Genomic DNA, 19256 nt, shown 5'->3' with positions numbered 1-19256 from the left:
GAAAGAGGAACCACTATGGTTCCTCTAAAACAGGTCATTCAGTTCAGTATCAGAATAAATGGAAATAAGGACAACTGCCTTTTGATCTCCAATATTTTTTACAAAATGAGGGACGCTTGCATTCCAACTGAAGGAATCTCCTTCTTCTAAAATAATCGAATCCTCCCCTTGTTCTGCTAAAACTTTTCCTTCTAACACTAAATGACATTCTTCCCCTTGGTGTGAATTGGCTTCCCCCATTGAAGTCCCCGGTGGAAACTCCACACTCATCATCCGTAAGCCGCCTTTTGAAGTGATATGCTCAATCTTTAATTGATTAAAGGATGAGTAGGTTCGTTCATCTTTTCTCACAACACGCATATGTTGCTTCTTCTCCAACAAAAGATAAGGTAATGGAACCCCTAGAAAGGTGGCTATAGTCTGAAGTGTATTAATTGACGGAGAGGTATTATTGTTTTCTACATTGCTAATAAACCCTTTGGAAAGACCTGTGCCTTCGCACATTTGGGCAATTGTAATTTTCTTTCGATTTCGGATTTCTCGAATTTTTGAACCAATATCCATTTTATTCACCTCAAAAGTTTCTTAATAAAAAACTTATTTATATATTAGCAAATAAATAATTGACAATCCACTGGCTTTCTTGTTATGTTATAAACAACAAAGGTTCATATTTGAAAACATTTTTCTAATTAACGAAGGGATGTTGCAATAATGATTTCATCAATGGTTTATGAACTTCGTCGACCAAATCAAATAGATCCGAATAAAACGTATCCAGCCATATTTCTTATGCATGGAATTGGGAGCAATGAACAAAATATGCTGCCATTGGTAAAGGAATTAGAAGGACAATTTTACATTTTCAGTATAAGAGGTCATCTGCCGCAGCCTCCTGGTTTTGCCTTCTTTACAATTCAGGGTTATGGGAAACCACACCGTGAAGTGTTTGATGAAGGGATAAATAAGCTTACGAGCTTTATTGATTATGCATGCGCAGAATATCCATTAGACCTAAATAATTTGTTTTTACTAGGCTTTAGCCAAGGTGCCATTCTTTCCATGACACTTGGTCTTTCCTTAGGTGATCGTATCAAAGGCATCGTTGCACTTAGTGGATATATTCCTGGTTTTGTTAAGGAAGAATACGATATAAAACCTGTAAATAACCTTTCCCTTTTTATTTCTCACGGGGAAATGGACCAAGTTCTTCCTTTTGAATGGGGAGTAGCCAATAATGAATATTTCCGAGAATTAGGCGCCAATGTAACCTTTAAAACGTATCAGGAAGGACACTCCGTTTCTTTACAAAATCAGCAGGATTTTATGAAATGGCTGTTTAAAATTCTTGAAAAATAAATCTAAAAGGGAGGAATTATAAATGCTGCCATCTTTCTTTATCGCTCATGGTGCACCGCTGCTTGCAGTGGAGAAGAATGAATATACAGATTTCTTAAATCAGATGAGTAAAGACTTACCGCGTCCAAAGGCCATCGTATTATTTTCAGCACATTGGGAGTCTAACCATCAAAAAGTAAGTGAAGTTAAAGAATATAGCACTATCTATGATTTCGGGGGATTCGATCCTGCCCTATATACAATTAAATATCCGGCAAAAGGGGATCAGCAAATTTCAGAGGATATAAAGAATTTGTTCAAAGCAAACGATGTTCCGTATGAAGTAGAATCTTCACGCGGATTGGACCACGGCGCATGGGTCGTTCTTCGTTTACTTTATCCAAATGCCGATATTCCTGTTATCGCCATGTCTGTTAACCCAAAACTTCCTCCTGCGGATCAGTATAAGATTGGGAAATCTTTATCTGCTTTAAGAGCTAACGACGTCTTAATTATAGCTAGCGGAGGAACATCTCATAATCTGAGAGCATTGAAGTGGGCTGATAATGACCAGGTTGATCAATGGGCCCTTGAGTTCGAAGATTGGTTGGCCCATCACCTGCACACGTGGGATATAGAGTCCTTATTCAAATATAATTCTTTGGCACCATATGCAGAATATAGTGTGCCTCCATATGGAAATGAACATTTTATTCCTTTGTTTTATGCCATGGGAGCGGCTGACGATGTGAAAAAAGCAAGCTTGTTACATCGGAGCTTCCGTTATGGAAATCTAGCACACAGTGTTTGGCAGTTTGGGTAAAGACTAATATATCAAGGTAAAAAGGTCAGTTTTCTGGCCTTTTTTTGTTGTATTTTTAAATTTTCGATGAACTAAATAAATTGAAAAATATTATGAATATTGTTATTATTCTTATAAATGTAAACAATTCTTTTCAATAATGTTATAACGAAGGGGGAAAAATCATGAAAAGCTGGCTAGTAAAAGAACTTGGTGAGCCTTCCGATGTTCTAAGAATGGAGAATGTGGAAAAACCGGACCGAGGAGAAAACGAAGTATTAATCCAGGTTAGGTCGGTTGCGCTTAATTTTTTTGATATCCTTTTATGTCAGGGGAAATATCAAGAAAAACCTCCGCTTCCATTTTCGATTGGATCAGAGGTATCTGGTATAGTGGTTCAAGCGAAAGAAGGCAGCAGGTTTAAAGAGGGGCAAAGAGTGTTGGCCTTACCACAAAAGCCACATGGTGGTTTAGCCGAATACGTTTCTGTGGAGGAAGGGTCTGTTTATCCCATCCCTGAGTCAATGAATTGGAATGAGGCTGCCTCAATGTTTATTACATATCATACCACCTATTACGCATTATTTAATCGGGCTAATATCCAAAAAGGCGAGGTCTTACTTGTACATGCTGGAGCAGGTGGAGTTGGTTCGGCGGCTATCCAATTAGGTAAGGCAGCAGGTGCATTTGTAATCGCAACTGCGGGAGGTTCGGAAAAAACAGAAATTTGCAGACAGCTTGGAGCTGACGTGGTCATTGATTACTTAACAGAGGACTTTGTCGAAGTGGTGAAAAGAGAAACTGATGGGAAAGGCGCAGATGTGATTTATGATCCGGTTGGCGGTGAGGTTTTTGACCGTTCTCGAAAATGTATTGCCTTCGATGGAAGAATATTGGTAATTGGATTTGCGGGCGGACAGATTCCAAGCATTCCAGCCAATCATGTTTTAGTTAAAAATTATTCTGTTGTTGGAGTTCACTGGGGTTATTTTAATCGACTATATCCTGAAAAAGTGAATCAAGAACATGAGGAACTAATCAGTTTATATGAACAAGGAAAAATCAAACCGCTCATTTATAAAGAGTTTGACTTTCAAGATGTACCGGATGCCTTAAATTTATTGGCAACAAGGAAAACGTGGGGGAAAGTTGTAGTAAAAGTATAAATTAATCATACGGAGGCTGAAAACGATGATCAAAAATAAAAAAATCCTGTTAGCATACCGACCGGTTGGAATGCCTGATGAAAGTAATTTTACAACGATCGAAACAAAGGTACCAGAAATCATGGATGGAGAAGTATTAATTAAGTCTCTATATATTTCTGTTGACCCCTACATGCGCGGCCGTATGTCTGATGAAAAATCTTATGCTAAGCCATATGAGGTAGGGGAACCCTTCATTGGAGGAATTGTGGGCCAAATAATCGAATCCAAGAATCCGAAATTTAAGGTTAATAGTTTTGTTGAGGGACGGCTGGAATGGGCCGAATACAATGTTTCCAATGGTAGTAACATCCGAAGAATTAAATCAGAAGCCGTACCGATTTCTACCGCCCTTCATGTACTCGGAATGCCTGGTTTGACCGCCTATTTCGGATTATTACACATCGGACAGCCAAAGGAAGGAGAAACCGTCGTTGTTTCTGGTGCTTCAGGTGCGGTAGGGACAATCGTGGGGCAAATCGCAAAACTGAAAGGCTGCCGTGTAGTTGGAATTGCAGGAGCTGAGGAGAAATGTGAGTTTCTAACAGCAGAATTAGGCTTTGATGCAGCTATCAACTATAAAACATCCCCAGACTTATACAAGGAACTATTAGAGGCATGCCCGAATGGTATTGATGTTTATTTTGACAATGTCGGTGGAACGGTGACGGACGAAGTGATGAAGCTAATCAATTTTCAGTCACGTATTGTCATTTGTGGTCAAATTTCTCAATACAATTTGGAAAAACCTGAAATGGGGCCAAGGATTCTTGGACAACTACTTAAAACCAGTTCCATGGTAAAAGGGTTCATTGTCTCTGACTTTGCGGAACATAATAAAGAAGGTTTAACAATGTTAGCACAGTGGGTACATGAAGGAAAAATCAAATACCGTGAAAATGTCATCGAAGGTTTTGATAATATCGTAGATGCTTTTCTGGGACTTTTTCGAGGAGAAAACATTGGCAAACAGCTGGTGAAGGTCGCCGAAGCCGCTTTCCCTACCCCAGTGGAGGAGGCTACTTTTGCTGAATGATATAGGTGTTACACAAGTAACAATCCCGTTGCCTTTTCGTTTAAATCATGTTCATTGTTTCTTAGGACAAGGTTCAAACGGATGGACGATTATGGATGCGGGATTAAATAATGCGGTATCGAAGGATATATGGCAGCCAGTAATTGAAAAGCATGATATTAAAGATCTAATTATTACCCACTATCATCCCGATCACTTTGGCTATGCAGGTACATTACAACAGTTAACCGACGCTGATGTGTGGATGACGAAGGTTGATGAAGAAGCTGGACTCACATATTGGGAACCGGGCTCACTTGAGTTTGTCAAAAAGAATTATGACATGTGCGGTCTGCCAGATAATATTTCATTTGAATTAACAAGTGATGAAGGAAGCTTTTCTCCAAGGGTCAAACCTTATCCTAAGGTAACTCATTATTTGGAGGAAGGAATGAAAATCCCTTTTGGAAAATATGAATATGAAGTAATTTTCACGCCTGGTCATTCTGATGGATTAATTAGCTTGTACAATAAGGAGAACAGCATCCTTTTTTCAACCGATCACATTTTACCGAAAATTTCACCCAATATTTCTTATTGGTTCCGAGGGATAGAGAACCCGTTAGAGGCTTTCTTTCAATCATTGAATAAAATTAAATTACTTGACGTCGATTATGTCATCCCTTCACATGGTAAACCTTTCCGGAATGCCAATAGCAGGATTGAGGAATTAATTGCCCATCACCATGAGCGGATCGATGTAACATATGAATTTATCCAAAGATCATCGACCATCTATGAAGTTTGCCAAAAGCTCTTTAAAAATTTAACCACTCATGAAACCCGATTTGCTATTGGAGAGACATTGGCTCATTTAGAGTATCTTCATCAAAGTGGTCAATGTAAAAAGTACTTAGATAATGGTGTTTGGTATTTTGAAGCTGTTTAAAAATTAAAAAAATCCTTCCATGAATATAATACTTGGAAGGATTTTTATTTCTCAATAGTGAGTATTTCCATATTTATTAGTTATTAAAGATGGATCAGCGTATTCTCCATTAATAAAAACAACCATTTCCACATTTCCTTCAAAAGTAGTGAATGGCACACCAACCAATGTGAATCCTTCGTAAGGTTGAATAACCTCAATACCATGAGCTCCATTCCACTGGTATCCTATTGCTTTTAGTTCCTTTTTCTTTTCCTTAAATGCCTTACTACTAATTAAATCAGCAACAATTTTATTTCTTTCGGAGCCTGTCAAAGGTTTTAATTCATGGCAACTGCAGTCTTCAGGTTCTTCTGCTTTAGCCGTATTTCCAGTAGAAACAAACAACGTTAACGCGATTAAGCCTCCGAATAGTAATGTTAGAACTTTCTTCATCTCTTTTCCTCCTTTTTTGTCACTCTAGTACTCTTTTCTTTATAATACGACAAATTCCTTCAAAACCTTCGGAAAATTATTCGACAAATGTCAAAATTATGACAAATCGGTGACTTAAACTGCTTATTGCCATTTTAAGGATAATGCGGTCTAATAATATGAAGGCTTTTAATATATCAAACTATTATAATCGGAGGGCACGATGATTCTAGATGATATTGTTGTCCATTTTTTAACAAATACAGAACCTCTTTATATCCATCTTGCAGTATCGAATTCGAATGGCATGCCCTATTCAGTACGAGGGTTTGGGGTAAAAACATATAGGGATAAAAATAAACTTGGCATTTACATACTCAAATCACAAACAGAGAAGCTACGCTCCTATTTAAAATCAGGAAATGGGGCCGTTGCCTGCTTATTTACAGATGGATTTTCAAATGAATCCTATCAAATAAAAGGACAGTTTAAAGAGTTACAGAATCCAACCAGTGACGAAGATTTCGACATATTATCCCGTTACCGGAATGGAAGCCTTAAGCTGTTTCCAAAAATGTATGCGAAATATCCACTTTCAGCAGCACTTTGTGATCTCGTTACGTACAAAATAGAGGAAATATTCATCCAAACCCCTGGTCCCTATGCCGGTAGTAAGTACCAGGAAGGAGAGAGCAAATATGATTCCTGAAGAAATGCATCCTGCTTTAATGGGAGTTGTTCCAGCAACCTTGATTACTAGCAATAGGCAGGGTATCCCCAATATTACAAATATCTCACGAGTTTGGTTCGTTGACAGTAATCATGTTGCAGTTGCAAATCACATGCTGAAAAAAAGCATCCACAATCTAAGAGAAAATAGCCGTGCCTTTATTAGAACAATGGATACGGCAACATTCTCAACGTGGGAACTGGATGTGGAATATATTGGACCCAGTCGTGATGCTGATATTTTTTCAGAAATGCAAAAGCAATATGAAATCCTTTCGATGATGCTTGAGACAGAAATGCCGATAACTGTCCATTATGCGGAGATTTTTCGTGTTTTGTCCGCTCGTATATGCGAGGAGGAAAACAGTCATTTATTATCAAAGACTGATTTATATCATCCTATCTTGGAACAACTAGAAAGGAAATTTGGCTGGGATATATCTGCTGTTTGGATTGTTGAAGATTTCGAGCAGTCATTAGAGCTCGCAACACTAAAAGGATTTGGGGAGGAATCAGAAGCACTGATACTTAAGCGAGTAGCAAAGTTGTCATTAGAGCAGGAAAAACCTATCCGTATTATCAATATCCGCTCCCAATATCAATACGCCTTAACGACAATCCTACACCAGCAGAACGAAAATGGAATCTTCTCGCATGAGGACTTTCGGAAGTTAAACCACCATTATATTGCTATCCCAATTAAAGCGGATAATGAAAAAATTATGGCTATTATCTGCAGTCAAAACGACGATGCATTAAAGTTTAGCTTGTTTAATGATGAATTTTTGCAAGTTGCTTCAAGGTATCTATCAAAGCTTATTGAAAGACTGCCTGCCGAAAATGATGCAAAGAAACGCCAACATTCCATCGAGCAAGAGATGGAAAGGCTTAGACTAGCAGGTGCTAAACGTACGGGTGCTGTCAAAACCAATTTGAGTCCACGAGAATTACAGGTCGCCATTCAAGTTGCCAGGGGTTTATCAAATGAAGAAGTTGCAAAGGTACTTTTCTTGAGTAAAAGGACGGTTACTACCCATTTAGAACGGATCTATCAAAAACTGGAGATTAATTCACGTGCTGCCTTAGCAAGTTATGTGATTGAGAATGGATTAATGGACGCTTCTCATTAAAATTACGTATTTCAACCGATATTTTTCATTCCTGACACCCCTTATCATAAGGTTAAGACTTATGAATAGGTGGTGTTTTTTTATGGAATGGCTTGTATTGTTGCATGTTGTATCAGCGGTAGTTGGACTTGGTCCTGCTTATGCGTTCCCGATGATACTCAAAACAGAAAAATCGCTGGTGGAGTTAAAAAGGATGGCAGAATTGGTTACCAGATTAGAGATCCTTCCCAAAATATTTGGGATGCTTACATTATTGACTGGACTCTTGTTAGTATGGCTTGGTAATTATGGAACTTTTTTTACTCTTTGGATTGCAGCAGCTTTGATTCTTTTTATTTTAGCAGAAGTGGTAATCATCGGATTTCTTACTCCTGCAGCTAAAAAACTATCATCGACATTAAATCAATTAACAGACCAGGGTGAAACAGAAACGAACGAACAAACTTTAGGATTGCTGGCAAAGGTTCGAAATTACCATATCACTTCATGCGTCCTTGTTTTATTCATCATTGCCCTTATGGTTGTTAAACCTGTTTAGGAGGAGTAAATAAATGGAGAATTGGACGAAACAATATTTATCTTCCCTTGGGGTGGATGAAAAAAAGCCGAGTTATCAATTTTTGCAGCATTTGGTGGAAACTCACCTCCACCGTGTACCTTTTGAAATTTGCAGCAAGTATTATTATTTTTCGAATAGAGGTCTAGAAGATTTAATTCCAACTAAGGAAGAGTACTTGGAAAACCTGTTGAGAAAAGGCTGGGGCGGGAATTGTTATATTCTCAATATTCACTTTTGTCTACTGCTGCGTTCTCTGGGATTTGACGCCAAATATGTTCGTGCAAAAGGCGGGAACAATCATCTCGCCTTAATGGTTACCATCGAAGGTAAATCGTATTATACTGACGTCGGTTATATGGCACCATTATTTGAGCCATTGCTTATTGAAAAAGAACCATATCTAGTTCGGTGTGGGGAAGAGATTATCATTAAGCAAACTAGCAGTAATGGGTATATGATTGATAGAAGAACCGGCGGGCAAAGTTTTGTAAAGAAAACAATAGAATGGTTCCCAGTGGAACTTGAGAGTTTTAAAGAAGATATTATCCATTCCCACCGGGATGAGGATGGAAATCCCTTTATGAGACGGATAGTGGCCACCATTTTTAAAAAGCGGGTAAGCTATACGGTGATGAACTCAAAATTGATCATTAAATCCGATAAGGACATTCTTATTAAAGATTATGAGGATAAAAACGAATGGCTGCAAATGATGGAATCAACCTTTAATCTTATGAAACAAGACCTCGAAATTTCATTGGACTTTTTAAATAACCGAGGTGTTTGCCTATTTTAATCCATTTGGTAACAGATGGATTTTTTTATGTCATCAAAACAAAAAGCAGGGATAATCAATGGGTTGTAGAAATATACAAATAATAGACTGCTAAGGAGGTTAAAAAATGTTTTCTACATTAAGGTTCCCGATGCGATCACATATTGGTTTAGGTTCGATCGAAAAACTATTACCAGAACTCCGAAATTGGAATGTTAGTAAAATTCTTATTGTAACAGATCGAACACTGGCTAAAATTGGTCTCGTTGATCAATATCTGTCCCACTTAAATGAAGAGTTTGTTGTTAATGTATATACAGAAGTAGAACCTGAGCCATCTTTAAATTGTGCAGAAAAATTAGTGGAGTATTCCAGGGAGGGAGAATTTGATTGTGTGATTGGAATAGGAGGGGGAAGCGCCCTAGATCTAGCGAAGCTTGCTGCCGTTATTTCGCAAAATGAAGGAACGGTTGTGGATTATTTAAATTTGACTGGAACAAAATCCTTAGTACATAAGGGTATCCCCAAAATACTGATACCAACAACGTCAGGAACAGGTAGTGAAGTAACCGATATTGCGGTCTTATCGATCAAGGGGACAAAGGATGTGGTCACCCATGATTTTTTACTCGCCAATCTCGCCATCGTCGATCCTCAACTAACCATTTCTGTTCCCGCACGAATAACTGCAGCAACTGGCATTGATGCTTTGACCCACGCCGTTGAAGCGTACCTTTCAGTAAATGCCAATGAGGCAACGGATTCCTTAGCCTTGAAGGCTGTTGAACTGATTAGCGGTTCATTGCAAATAGCCGTTGAAAACGGAGAAGATATCGAAGCAAGAACAGCGATGAGCTATGGCAGCTATTTAGCCGGGTTAGCCTTTTTCAATGCAGGGGTTGCTGGTGTCCATGCTCTGGCCTATCCGTTAGGAAGCCAATTTAAATTACCACATGGAGAATCCAATGCCGTATTACTTCCATATGTCATGAATTATATTGCGCCAAGCTGCTCGAAAAAGATGAATATTGTCTGCAATATTTTAACGAAACAAGAGGCTGAACGAACACCTGAAGAATGTTTGCGGATTTTTTATAAATTAGTAGAGGATGTTGGTTTACCTTCAACATTAAAGGAATATGGAATTCCAGAATCAAAACTTGATATGTTAACAGAGGATGCTGTTAAGCAAACAAGACTGCTTGCGCGAAGCCCGAGGACTCTGGAAGAAGAGGATATTTTCCAAATTTACCTGCAAGCATTTAAGGGTATGAAGGCAGGGATTTAACATGTATATAACTACTATTGAGCCAAGAGTTTCTGAAACCGATGGAGTGGGTCACATTAATAATACAACGGTACCAGTTTGGTTCGAAGCAGGGCGTAATCACCTTTTTAAATTATTTACTCCTGATCATTCATTTAAAAATTGGAGAATGATTATACTTAAAATGAATGTTGAATATGTCAGCCAGATTTTTTTTGGTGAAAATGTAGAGGTTAAAACGTGGGTGCAGAAGATTGGCAATTCGAGCTTAGAGCTATATGAAGAAATTCACCAAAATAAAAGGGTATGTGCAAAAGGAACTGCCCTTTATGTAAACTTTAATGTCCAAAAGCAAAAATCGGAGCCTATTCCAGAAAATATTAGAACGGAATTAGAGAAGCATTTATATAATCCATCGGTTATTATGGAATAGTAAAAAAAGGCTGCCCTATGACAGCCTTTTAATTTTTCTTCACTGTGTAATATTTGACAGGTTCTTTGCTTGAATCCTTAATTGCGGTATAAATCGATCCAGTTAAACTTTTCGGACCTTGGGCATCTAATCCTGCTTCCCAAAGCATCATCCCACCGAAACCATGGTCAATGGCGAGTTTGGTTTTCTTTTTCATCGTGACATCGCCGTTGTAATAATAGGTGGTTCCATTCATTTTTACTGTGTCGTTGGCAGCATTAGCTGGATTTTGATTGACAATGACTGAATAGGAAACCTGCTTGATTTTTGGATCTACAGGTTGTGCATATAAGGGAACGCCTAACACTAGTTTTTCTTTTGATAATTTTTGCTGATCGAAATAGTTTGCCCAATACTCGACAATCTTTTCTGCATATGGGTAAGGAGATAAATTCTCAGCATGGTAACCATCATCCCATTGTCCGTCATAGGCCATGATATTGACATGGTCAACATATTGGAACATGTACGGCTCATATTTGACAAACCCTGTTTCCTTCAAGGTGATAGCATGTATCTTAGCATAAACGGCAATCGACAATTCTTTCTTTTTGGGGTGAAGCTTTTCGCTTAACTCCTTGGCGAAAGCGGCTAAATTTTGAGCATCAGCTGTTGAATGGGGATGCTCAAAATCAATATCAATTCCATCTAGATTCTCCCTGTCTGCAAAACTAGTAAGCTCATTAACTAGGTTTGTTCTAGATACAGGATTAGAGATGGCAGCTTTAAAATACGGATAGGATTCTCCGCCATTCATGTGAAACCATCCGCCGACTGCAATCATAACCTTTGTATTGTGTTTTTTTGCTTTTGTTACCATCGTACGTAAGTTTTTTAATGGAGTATCTCCATTAAGCAAAATTCCGCCGTCCTTTGTGGGATGGGCGAAAGAAAAGATCACGTGCGTAAGTTTGGAGTAATCAACTATATTTGGATCACGGTAATCCTGAACATATCCGATTAATACTTTTGATTGTGTTTTATCCACTTGTGGCAGTGCTTTTTCCATTGGTTTTATGGAAGACGTTGGTGCTTTATCTATTTTAATCTTATTAGATTGGTCTGACTGTGACTTATCTCCAGTGAAGAATATTCCAGTAAAAATTCCTCCAATAAAGGTAAATGCAATTACCAGTCCAAGGAGGAGATTACGTTTTTTCATCAATATGGATTCCTCCCTATTTTTCACTTACCTTAAAAATTGTAACAGAAAAATGGGAAGAATGAGTTGGTAATATCGACCTGTTTAGGATTACTTCATATTGTTGATTGGGATATGAAAGTATAGTTTAATAAAAAAAACGCATGCGAAGCAAAGAAGCCAGGCCCAAAGAGGTTTGCTGAAATGAACTCGTATGCCAAAGAACATGAAAACCCAAACTAAAATGGACCACAAAAGATTCCAACCATGATGGTATGTTATAAGTCCGGCTGTATAAAAAAAGCTTTCCATGGCAGCGGAAAAAATGACCCAACATGCACCATACACAATTTGCCAAATCATACTTGATTTAAAAGGGTAATTTGAAAGAAAAATAAAGACCAGAGGAGATAGTCCAAAAAAGGTAATTAAATAGTCCGAAATGGTATGATTGGGAATCATTAATGATTTTTGAAAGGTCCATAATGGATATTTATAGGTGAAAATGGACATACCGAAGTCCACACATATCAAAAAAAGTATAGTTGGATAATATTTTCTCCTATTTTTCCAATCTCCAAATTGCCAGGCAGCAAGGAGATATAAAAAGGGAATACTCAGTCTTAAATAAGATGCAAATGTGTATAACATAACTTCCCCCATTGAAACAGCCATTTTCGCCTTTTCTATAGATAGAGTTTACAATTAAATAGAAAATATGAAGGTTTCTTTTCACAATCCACTTTGGGGCAGTTTGGTTGAAAATTAAGTTAAACCTTGTTAAAATTGATTGTTAGATTTTTAATAAGTTTTTTAAATGTAAGGTGGTAAATATGAATCAAGAATATAGAGTGTTATTATATTATAAATACGTACAAATCGAGAATCCGGAGGAAACGGTTAATGAACACCGTCAAGTGTGCCAGGATTTAGGTTTATTAGGTCGGATCATCATTGCATCGGAAGGAATTAATGGAACGGTTTCAGGCACCATTAAACAAACGGATGACTATATCAAATGGATGGATGAGCATCCGCTTTTTTCCGGTACTGTTTTTAAAATAGATGAAGCTACTGAGCATGCTTTTAAAAAATTACGTGTTCGACATAGACCAGAGCTAGTTACTCTCCGGCTAGAGGATGATGTGGATCCGCATGTTCTTACAGGCAAGCATTTAAAACCGAGGGAATTTTTCGAAGCGATGCAAAGGGAAGATACAGTTGTCATTGATGCACGAAATGATTATGAGTTTGATTTAGGTCATTTTAGAGGTGCAGTAAGGCCGGATATTCTCAACTTCCGTGATTTACCGCAATGGATTAGAGAAAATAAACAAGAGTTTGAAGGCAAAAAGATTCTTACCTATTGTACGGGTGGTATTCGTTGTGAAAAATTCTCTGGCTGGCTTCGACAGGAAGGCTTTGAAGATGTTTCACAATTAGAAGGCGGTATCGTCACATATGGAAAAGACCCAGAGGTACAGGGGGAATTATGGGATGGCCAGCTTTATGTTTTTGATGAGCGAATCAGTGTTCCCGTTAACCGCAAAGAGCATGTTGTTGTAGGTAAAGATTTCTATACAGGCGAGCCATGTGAACGGTATGTTAATTGTGCAAATCCAGAATGTAATCGAAAAATCCTTTGCTCAGAGGAAAGTGAACATAAACATTTACGCAGCTGTTCCCACGAATGCAGGGTACACCCTAGAAACCGCTATGTTGCACAACATGGTTTAAGCGAAGAAGAAGTATCAAAAAGATTGAAGGCTATTGGAGAAGAAATAACAATATAAGAGAAAAGAGCAGATCAAAAATTTTGGTCTGCTTTTTCGTATTATAAATCATGTAATGAATTAACTTAATATATAATTATGGTATCTTAATGGTAAAGGAGCCTTGAAATGATAACATATACTACAAGAACAGAAGTGCCCATTCATGAAAAATGGAATTTATCTGATATATATGTAGACCATTCCAAATGGGAAGAGGACCTAAAGCTCATTGAACAAATGGCGACGGATCTAAAGGGCTTTGATGGTAAAATAACCGATGCGAAATCCTTATATCTGTATTTGAAGCAAAGTGAAGAACTATCGTTTGTATTTAATAAGGTCTATGCCTATGCGATGTTAAATGTTGACGTAGATACGAGGGAAACCAATTCTCAAGTCCTGTTAGATCGAGCAAAACAATTGAGTGTAAAGGTTAGTGCATCAACATCCTTTTTCATGCCTTTCCTATTAAGCTTAGAAGAAGAAACCTTAAAAACTTATATAAAAGAAGAAGAGGGGCTAAAATACTTTGAAGAGGATTTATTAGAATCGTTCCGCTATAAAGCACATGTGTTAATTAAGGAGCAGGAGGAAGTCTTATCCCAATTGGGTGAAGCGCTTTCAGTTCCAAGTCATACTTATGGCATGATAAATAATGCAGATATCAAATTTGGCGAAGTGACCGTTGAAAGCGGTGAGAAGATTGAATTGACAAGGGGCTTATATTCAAAATTAATCGAGGATGAGGACCGTGATAAACGGAGGGAGGCCTATAAGGCCTATTACCAACCTTATGTACAATTAAAAAATTCCATCGCCGCAACTCTTTCTGCAGCTATTAAGAATAATGTGACCTTATCGAAAATTCGCCAATATCCTTCTGCATTGGAAAAAGGACTATTTGGCGATAAAGTCCCGAGAGAGGTCTATGAAAATCTCATCCAGACAACAAAAAACAATATCGCACCACTTCATCGCTATAATCAAATCCGAAAGGAAAAGTTAGGTTTGGAGGAACTTCGGCAATATGATATGAGTGTCCCCCTCATCAGCGGTGTAAAACAGGTTATCCCGTATGAAGAGGCCTACGAAACAATGTGTAAAGCATTAGCACCACTTGGCGATGATTACTTGAGTATCTTAAACGAATTTAAGGATGCTAGATACATCGACGTCAGAGAAACACCGGGTAAACGCTCCGGAGCGTATAATCTTGGCGTATACGGTGTTCATCCATATATACTCCTTAATCATCAAGATGATTTAGACAGTTTATTTACTTTGGTCCATGAATGCGGTCATGGTGTCCATAGCAAGCTAAGCTCTCAGCACCAGCCGCAAATCACCGCAGGCTATAGTATTTTTGTGGCGGAGGTAGCTTCGACCGTAAATGAGGTTTTACTAATTAATTATTTGCTCAATACTGAGAAGGATGCAAATATCCGTAAACACCTGGTTAATCATTTTATTGATCAATATAAGGGAACCTTTTTTACCCAGGTTATGTTTGCTGAATTTGAGAAAAAGACGCATGAAATGGCGGAAAACGGCCGTCCATTAAATGTTGAAGTGTTTAATCAAACCTATGAGGCTTTGTTTAGGGAATATAATGGAGAAGAGATCGTTTTTGATGATGAAGTAAAATATGGCTGGTCTAGAATTCCGCATTTTTATCGGCCATTTTATGTTTACAAATATGCGACAGGCTTTGCCTCAGCCATACATCTTGCCACAAAAATCCTTGAAGGAGACCAAAAAACGCTCCATTCTTATTTAGATTTCTTAAAGAGCGGCAGCTCCGATTATCCGCTTGAATTATTGAAAAAGACAGGGGTAGACCTTACGACACCACTCCCAATCGAGAATTCTCTTAAAAAATTTAGCGAATTAGTAGAAGAATTTTCAAAACTATAAACAAAAACTAACCCGCAGGATTATTCTGCGGGTTTGTGCATTAGTTCTTTATCATCACCACATCATTGTTATTCTGACTGACCGATTTGTTCGCTTTTTCAAAAGTCAAAAGCGCACCGAACCAGACGAAAATAAGATGGATATAAGCAAATGAAATTTCTAATAGATGGATGTGAACCGGAACAACAAAGCTAAGGATTTGAATGGCGAATACAACAAAAAGAAAGATTGCAGGTGCTTTTGGGAATACCTTTGCTCGCAAGGCAGAAATGCCTAATAATAAAAGACCTAGGAAAATTCCCGGAATAATTGGGATGAATACGGCGAGCTGCAATGGAAAGCGATCAATCGCCATATTATTTAGGAGGTCGCTTACATGCTGAAGATCCGCTGCCGTATGAACAAAATCAAAGATGATTGGATAAGCGATAATTTGAACAGGACCATGAAAAATTTCAAGCATCAATCCGATAAACAGCAGCGGTAAGGATAGCCAGCCCCACCATTTTAAGCTGGAAGCTTGTCGTAAGAATATAGCCGGTAATCCCATCAAAATAAACGTAGAGGCATAGGCCAATAGAACATGGATATTAACAGCACCTTTCAAAAATTCCGGTATGTCCTGAACAGATTCAGGAACATCTCCAAGATGGATCAATTGCCCAGTAAACCCCATAATTCCTCCTAATAATAACATGATACCACTGAACTTTAGAAAGCCTTTCGGAATACTCATTATTTGTTCCCCCTGTGTAATTGTTTTATCTTACACCTGAATCATACCATCCCAATACTTCCCGAAAGGTAGAGGCTCTTTTTCCTAAAAGCAGGGAATTCCATCGGGAAAACAAAATGTTATTTACAGAATAATCGAAAGGTTGGTACAATTTCCCTATCATCAGATTGATTAATAGGAGAGTTTTTAATGATATCTTCCCACAGGTTCGCTCTTATTCGATGGACGATAATTGTGATAAGTGTCCTTATCGTGATATTGTTGATTGTCAGCATTCCAATTTACTATGAATATATTAAAGCAAACTGTATCTCCAGCATTTGTGATGGCTTTTATAACCCGCCTCCTGGTGCTGTCTGGCTGAAGAATCATGGGTTCACACCATCTGAATATTCATTTGCTTATGTAAGTATTTACACTGTTTTTGGATCCGTCTATATGATAGCGGGCTTCATTCTTTTAGTAAAAAAATCATCTGAGCCAATTGGTTTATTGGGAAGTTTTATGCTCATATCACTAGGAGGAACCTTTACTCCCATAATGGGAGCAATAAAGCTTGTGCATCCGATACTCCTATATCTTGTTCAAACCATAGAAGCCAGTGGTATGGCAGCATTCATCCTTTTCTTTTTTCTTTTTCCAAACGGTCGATTTGCTCCAAAATGGTCTGAATATCTCTGTTTTGCTATTATCCTTCTTCGAGTTCCTGGAATGATTTTTCCTGATTCATTTGTTAATTTACAAGTCGTATCCAATTGGTTATTCGGGATTTGGTTTATTGTCTGGATTGGTAGCCTTGTGTTTGTTCAGATATACCGTTACAAATTTGTGATGACCCCTCTAGAGAAACAGCAGGCAAAATGGGTCGTATTTGGAGTGGTATTAGCCCTAATTAGTTTATTTAGCGTTACAGCGATCTTCGTTCCAAATCAACAATCAATTTCTAAAGACCCATTTCAATTGTATTATGTAGAAATCGGTGTTCATGCGAGTATGATTCTAATTCCGATTGCGATTTTAATCGCAATGATGAAGCATCGATTATGGGACATTGATTTCATTGTTAATCGGACACTCGTTTACGGCATTATGACCGCATGTACGATAACTTTTTATGTGCTGGCTGTGTGGTACTCAGGATTACTATTTCAAACCGAAAATCATTTATTTAGTTCGGTAATCGCGACTGGAATTGCGGCGGTTTTATTTGCACCGATTAAAGAAAGAGTTCAGCGGTTTATTAACCGGAGGATGTATGGGGAAAATGATGACCCATATACTGTGTTAAATCGGCTGGCAAAGGAATTGGAAAACCCTATTTCGCCTGAAGCAGTATTACAATTGGTCGTCCGGACGATCAAAGATTCAATGAGGCTGCCATCTGCATCCCTCATTTTGAATCAAAATGGCAGAGAAGAAATCATAGCAGGGGATTTAGATTCTATAGACGATCCTTTGGCTTATAATTTGTTATTTCAAGGAAAAGAGATTGCTGTACTAAAACTAGCACCGCGATCGAAAGGGGAAGGATTCACCATATCAGACCAAAAACTTTTAGATATGCTAGTTCGTCAAGCAAGTGTCGTTGTTCAGAGCGCTAAGGCTTCTTTAGATTTAAAGCTTTTAGCAGCGGATTTACAGGAATCAAGGGAAAACCTTGTGCTGGCGAGAGAAGAAGAGAGAAGAAAGCTGCGAAGCAATTTACATGATGACCTCGCTCCAAGGCTGGCCGCACTCGCTTTAACGGCTGCGGCTGCAGAAGATTTAGTCGAGCGAAATCCGCTTGCAACACGTACAATTCTTGAAGAATTAAAAACAACTATTCGACTGACGGTTTCAGAAATTCGCGGCTTAGTTTACGATTTAAGGCCGCCAACATTGGATGAAATGGGCTTGATTGGAGCTATACATGAACGAATCAAGGAACTGTCCCTGCCAAACCAGGATAACCAAAATCGGAATCAACCAAATCAATTATCCTTTCAATTGAATGCGCCTGGGAAGCTGCCTGACTTACCCGCCGCTGTTGAAGTTGCTGCTTATCGCATTGCAACGGAAGCAATCGTAAATGTATTGCGACATTCTAGGGCAAACAATTGTACGATAACTATTTCTTTCCTTGATCGAAATGAACAAGGATTACAGCTCATGATAGAGGATGACGGTAAAGGGATTCCGACAAAAATAAAGAGCAGTCATAAAGGCGGGATTGGTATTGGATCCATGAGGGAAAGGGCTGTGGAATTAGGCGGGAAGTTTCATATTGAACATGCACCTACCGGTGGAACGATCATCTTTGTATTTCTGCCGGTAAACCAAAGGGTTTTGGGGGAGAGCGATGAAAAAGCTTAAGGTATTAATAGCGGACGATCATCCGTTATTTCGCCACGGGGTGAAAACACTATTTTTAACCACATCTGAACTAGAGATTGTTGGGGAGGCTACATCTGGGGAAGATGCCATACAGCTTGTCCTAAGTTTGGAACCAGATGTGGTCTTGATGGACCTGCGCATGCCTGGATGTAATGGAATTGATGCTACAAGAGAGATAATGAAAATAAGGCCATCCACGCAGATTTTAATATTAACCATGTTCCAGGATGACCATTCCGTTTTTGCGGCGATGAGGGCAGGTGCAAAAGGATATGTATTGAAGGATGCCGAAAAGGATGAGCTGTTGAATGCCATTCGAGCCGTAGGAAATGGCGGGGCCATTTTTAGTCCGGGCATCGCCTCTAGGATGATTGAATATTTTTCCATGGCACGTCCGGCTGCTCCCAGAGAGGCCTTTCCTGATCTTACTGAAAGAGAACGTGAAGTCCTATATTTAATGGCGGATGGAACAGCCAATTCTAAGATAGCTTCAAAGCTTCAGATTAGTGGAAAAACGGTATCCAATTACGTGACAAATATTCTTAACAAATTGCAGGTGGCGGACCGAGAGGAAGCTATCCTGCTTGTAAGGGAATCGCGATTAGCAGGTGATGAAATATCAGAGGAATAAAACAAAAAAACTCGGCAATTCAAAGAATTGC

General features: G+C 38.5%; 20 protein-coding genes. 15 read left to right on the top strand and 5 right to left on the bottom strand.

The window, feature by feature from the left end; all coding sequences use genetic code 11:
- Positions 1 to 24: 24 nt before the first annotated feature.
- Complete coding sequence (locus LC455_RS09945; protein ID WP_223590355.1) at positions 25 to 564, bottom strand: helix-turn-helix domain-containing protein; 540 nt, start codon at positions 562 to 564, stop codon at positions 25 to 27.
- Positions 565 to 714: 150 nt separating this feature from the next.
- On the opposite strand from LC455_RS09945, the gene LC455_RS09940 reads away from it, so the two are divergent.
- From LC455_RS09940 to LC455_RS09920, 5 genes are all read left to right on the top strand, one after another.
- Positions 715 to 1359, top strand: a complete 645-nt coding sequence (locus tag LC455_RS09940; protein WP_223590353.1) for an alpha/beta hydrolase — start codon at positions 715 to 717, stop codon at positions 1357 to 1359.
- A 22-nt stretch (positions 1360 to 1381) separates the two neighbouring features.
- Positions 1382 to 2161, top strand: a complete 780-nt coding sequence (locus LC455_RS09935; protein ID WP_223590351.1) for a DODA-type extradiol aromatic ring-opening family dioxygenase — start codon at positions 1382 to 1384, stop codon at positions 2159 to 2161.
- 164 nt (positions 2162 to 2325) lie between these two features.
- Positions 2326 to 3306 (top strand): NADPH:quinone oxidoreductase family protein, encoded by a 981-nt coding sequence (locus tag LC455_RS09930; RefSeq protein ID WP_223590349.1) that lies wholly within the window; start codon positions 2326 to 2328, stop codon positions 3304 to 3306.
- A 25-nt stretch (positions 3307 to 3331) separates the two neighbouring features.
- On the top strand, positions 3332 to 4381 hold the full coding sequence (locus LC455_RS09925; protein WP_223590347.1) for an NADP-dependent oxidoreductase: 1050 nt from the start codon (positions 3332 to 3334) through the stop codon (positions 4379 to 4381).
- Positions 4371 to 5309, top strand: coding sequence for an MBL fold metallo-hydrolase (locus LC455_RS09920; RefSeq protein ID WP_223590345.1), 939 nt, complete (start codon positions 4371 to 4373; stop codon positions 5307 to 5309). Before LC455_RS09925 ends, LC455_RS09920 begins: the two co-directional genes overlap by 11 nt.
- 51 nt (positions 5310 to 5360) lie before the next feature.
- Here LC455_RS09920 and LC455_RS09915 read toward each other — a convergent pair whose 3' ends face one another.
- Entirely contained in the window at positions 5361 to 5744 is a 384-nt protein-coding gene (locus tag LC455_RS09915; protein ID WP_223590342.1) for a hypothetical protein, read from the bottom strand.
- Positions 5745 to 5946: 202 nt separating this feature from the next.
- Between LC455_RS09915 and LC455_RS09910 the strand changes: the two genes are divergently transcribed.
- The 6 genes from LC455_RS09910 to LC455_RS09885 all read left to right on the top strand — a co-directional run bounded on the left by LC455_RS09910 (position 5947) and on the right by LC455_RS09885 (position 10616).
- Positions 5947 to 6432, top strand: a complete 486-nt coding sequence (locus LC455_RS09910) for a hypothetical protein (protein WP_223590339.1) — start codon at positions 5947 to 5949, stop codon at positions 6430 to 6432.
- Positions 6422 to 7582 carry a response regulator transcription factor gene (locus LC455_RS09905; RefSeq protein ID WP_223590336.1) on the top strand — a complete coding sequence of 387 codons (1161 nt, stop codon included), beginning with the start codon at positions 6422 to 6424 and terminating at the stop codon, positions 7580 to 7582. Before LC455_RS09910 ends, LC455_RS09905 begins: the two co-directional genes overlap by 11 nt.
- Positions 7583 to 7664: 82 nt before the next feature.
- Positions 7665 to 8120: a DUF2269 family protein gene (locus tag LC455_RS09900; RefSeq protein ID WP_223590333.1), complete on the top strand. Its 456-nt coding sequence runs from the start codon at positions 7665 to 7667 to the stop codon at positions 8118 to 8120.
- Between the two features lie 13 nt (positions 8121 to 8133).
- Positions 8134 to 8937: an arylamine N-acetyltransferase gene (locus LC455_RS09895; protein ID WP_223590330.1), complete on the top strand. Its 804-nt coding sequence runs from the start codon at positions 8134 to 8136 to the stop codon at positions 8935 to 8937.
- A 106-nt stretch (positions 8938 to 9043) separates the two neighbouring features.
- Complete coding sequence (locus tag LC455_RS09890; protein ID WP_223590327.1) at positions 9044 to 10204, top strand: iron-containing alcohol dehydrogenase; 1161 nt, start codon at positions 9044 to 9046, stop codon at positions 10202 to 10204.
- A 1-nt stretch (position 10205) separates the two neighbouring features.
- Positions 10206 to 10616, top strand: coding sequence for an acyl-CoA thioesterase (locus LC455_RS09885; protein ID WP_223590325.1), 411 nt, complete (start codon positions 10206 to 10208; stop codon positions 10614 to 10616).
- Positions 10617 to 10644: 28 nt separating this feature from the next.
- On the opposite strand, the gene LC455_RS09880 is transcribed toward LC455_RS09885, so the two are convergent.
- Together LC455_RS09880 and LC455_RS31905 are read right to left on the bottom strand one after the other, a co-directional pair.
- The gene (locus LC455_RS09880; RefSeq protein ID WP_223590916.1) at positions 10645 to 11817 is read right to left on the bottom strand and encodes a glycosyl hydrolase family 18 protein; all 1173 of its coding nucleotides are present in this window, start codon (positions 11815 to 11817) and stop codon (positions 10645 to 10647) included.
- Positions 11818 to 11907: 90 nt separating this feature from the next.
- Positions 11908 to 12447 carry a CBO0543 family protein gene (locus tag LC455_RS31905; RefSeq protein WP_369075754.1) on the bottom strand — a complete coding sequence of 180 codons (540 nt, stop codon included), beginning with the start codon at positions 12445 to 12447 and terminating at the stop codon, positions 11908 to 11910.
- 182 nt (positions 12448 to 12629) lie between these two features.
- Between LC455_RS31905 and trhO the strand changes: the two genes are divergently transcribed.
- A complete protein-coding gene (gene trhO / locus LC455_RS09875; protein ID WP_223590323.1) occupies positions 12630 to 13589 on the top strand; it encodes an oxygen-dependent tRNA uridine(34) hydroxylase TrhO in 960 nt (319 codons plus the stop codon).
- 108 nt (positions 13590 to 13697) lie between these two features.
- Positions 13698 to 15485, top strand: a complete 1788-nt coding sequence (gene pepF / locus LC455_RS09870) for an oligoendopeptidase F (protein ID WP_223590320.1) — start codon at positions 13698 to 13700, stop codon at positions 15483 to 15485.
- A gap of 40 nt (positions 15486 to 15525) precedes the next feature.
- On the opposite strand, the gene LC455_RS09865 is transcribed toward pepF, so the two are convergent.
- Positions 15526 to 16221 (bottom strand): hypothetical protein, encoded by a 696-nt coding sequence (locus tag LC455_RS09865; RefSeq protein ID WP_223590318.1) that lies wholly within the window; start codon positions 16219 to 16221, stop codon positions 15526 to 15528.
- A 189-nt stretch (positions 16222 to 16410) separates the two neighbouring features.
- On the opposite strand from LC455_RS09865, the gene LC455_RS09860 reads away from it, so the two are divergent.
- Together LC455_RS09860 and LC455_RS09855 are read left to right on the top strand one after the other, a co-directional pair.
- A complete protein-coding gene (locus LC455_RS09860; protein WP_223590316.1) occupies positions 16411 to 18573 on the top strand; it encodes a sensor histidine kinase in 2163 nt (720 codons plus the stop codon).
- Positions 18560 to 19225: a response regulator transcription factor gene (locus tag LC455_RS09855; RefSeq protein ID WP_223590313.1), complete on the top strand. Its 666-nt coding sequence runs from the start codon at positions 18560 to 18562 to the stop codon at positions 19223 to 19225. Before LC455_RS09860 ends, LC455_RS09855 begins: the two co-directional genes overlap by 14 nt.
- Positions 19226 to 19256: the final 31 nt, after the last annotated feature.

Source organism: Neobacillus bataviensis (assembly GCF_019969725.1).
Note: the sequence above shows the minus strand (reverse complement) of the source record. Positions and strands in the feature narration are given on the sequence as shown.

What these genes read in the sequence shown, in the direction of transcription:
- LC455_RS31905 (WP_369075754.1), bottom strand. Translation starts at nt 12,447, where the DNA reads ATGTTATACACATTTGCATCTTATTTAAGACTGAGTATTCCCTTTTTA.
- LC455_RS09885 (WP_223590325.1), top strand. Translation starts at nt 10,206, where the DNA reads ATGTATATAACTACTATTGAGCCAAGAGTTTCTGAAACCGATGGAGTG.
- LC455_RS09915 (WP_223590342.1), bottom strand. Translation starts at nt 5,744, where the DNA reads ATGAAGAAAGTTCTAACATTACTATTCGGAGGCTTAATCGCGTTAACG.
- LC455_RS09905 (WP_223590336.1), top strand. Translation starts at nt 6,422, where the DNA reads ATGATTCCTGAAGAAATGCATCCTGCTTTAATGGGAGTTGTTCCAGCA.
- LC455_RS09940 (WP_223590353.1), top strand. Translation starts at nt 715, where the DNA reads ATGATTTCATCAATGGTTTATGAACTTCGTCGACCAAATCAAATAGAT.
- trhO (WP_223590323.1), top strand. Translation starts at nt 12,630, where the DNA reads ATGAATCAAGAATATAGAGTGTTATTATATTATAAATACGTACAAATC.
- LC455_RS09900 (WP_223590333.1), top strand. Translation starts at nt 7,665, where the DNA reads ATGGAATGGCTTGTATTGTTGCATGTTGTATCAGCGGTAGTTGGACTT.
- LC455_RS09935 (WP_223590351.1), top strand. Translation starts at nt 1,382, where the DNA reads ATGCTGCCATCTTTCTTTATCGCTCATGGTGCACCGCTGCTTGCAGTG.
- LC455_RS09930 (WP_223590349.1), top strand. Translation starts at nt 2,326, where the DNA reads ATGAAAAGCTGGCTAGTAAAAGAACTTGGTGAGCCTTCCGATGTTCTA.
- LC455_RS09865 (WP_223590318.1), bottom strand. Translation starts at nt 16,221, where the DNA reads ATGAGTATTCCGAAAGGCTTTCTAAAGTTCAGTGGTATCATGTTATTA.
- LC455_RS09910 (WP_223590339.1), top strand. Translation starts at nt 5,947, where the DNA reads ATGATTCTAGATGATATTGTTGTCCATTTTTTAACAAATACAGAACCT.
- LC455_RS09925 (WP_223590347.1), top strand. Translation starts at nt 3,332, where the DNA reads ATGATCAAAAATAAAAAAATCCTGTTAGCATACCGACCGGTTGGAATG.
- LC455_RS09860 (WP_223590316.1), top strand. Translation starts at nt 16,411, where the DNA reads ATGATATCTTCCCACAGGTTCGCTCTTATTCGATGGACGATAATTGTG.
- LC455_RS09890 (WP_223590327.1), top strand. Translation starts at nt 9,044, where the DNA reads ATGTTTTCTACATTAAGGTTCCCGATGCGATCACATATTGGTTTAGGT.
- pepF (WP_223590320.1), top strand. Translation starts at nt 13,698, where the DNA reads ATGATAACATATACTACAAGAACAGAAGTGCCCATTCATGAAAAATGG.
- LC455_RS09945 (WP_223590355.1), bottom strand. Translation starts at nt 564, where the DNA reads ATGGATATTGGTTCAAAAATTCGAGAAATCCGAAATCGAAAGAAAATT.
- LC455_RS09880 (WP_223590916.1), bottom strand. Translation starts at nt 11,817, where the DNA reads ATGAAAAAACGTAATCTCCTCCTTGGACTGGTAATTGCATTTACCTTT.
- LC455_RS09855 (WP_223590313.1), top strand. Translation starts at nt 18,560, where the DNA reads ATGAAAAAGCTTAAGGTATTAATAGCGGACGATCATCCGTTATTTCGC.
- LC455_RS09895 (WP_223590330.1), top strand. Translation starts at nt 8,134, where the DNA reads ATGGAGAATTGGACGAAACAATATTTATCTTCCCTTGGGGTGGATGAA.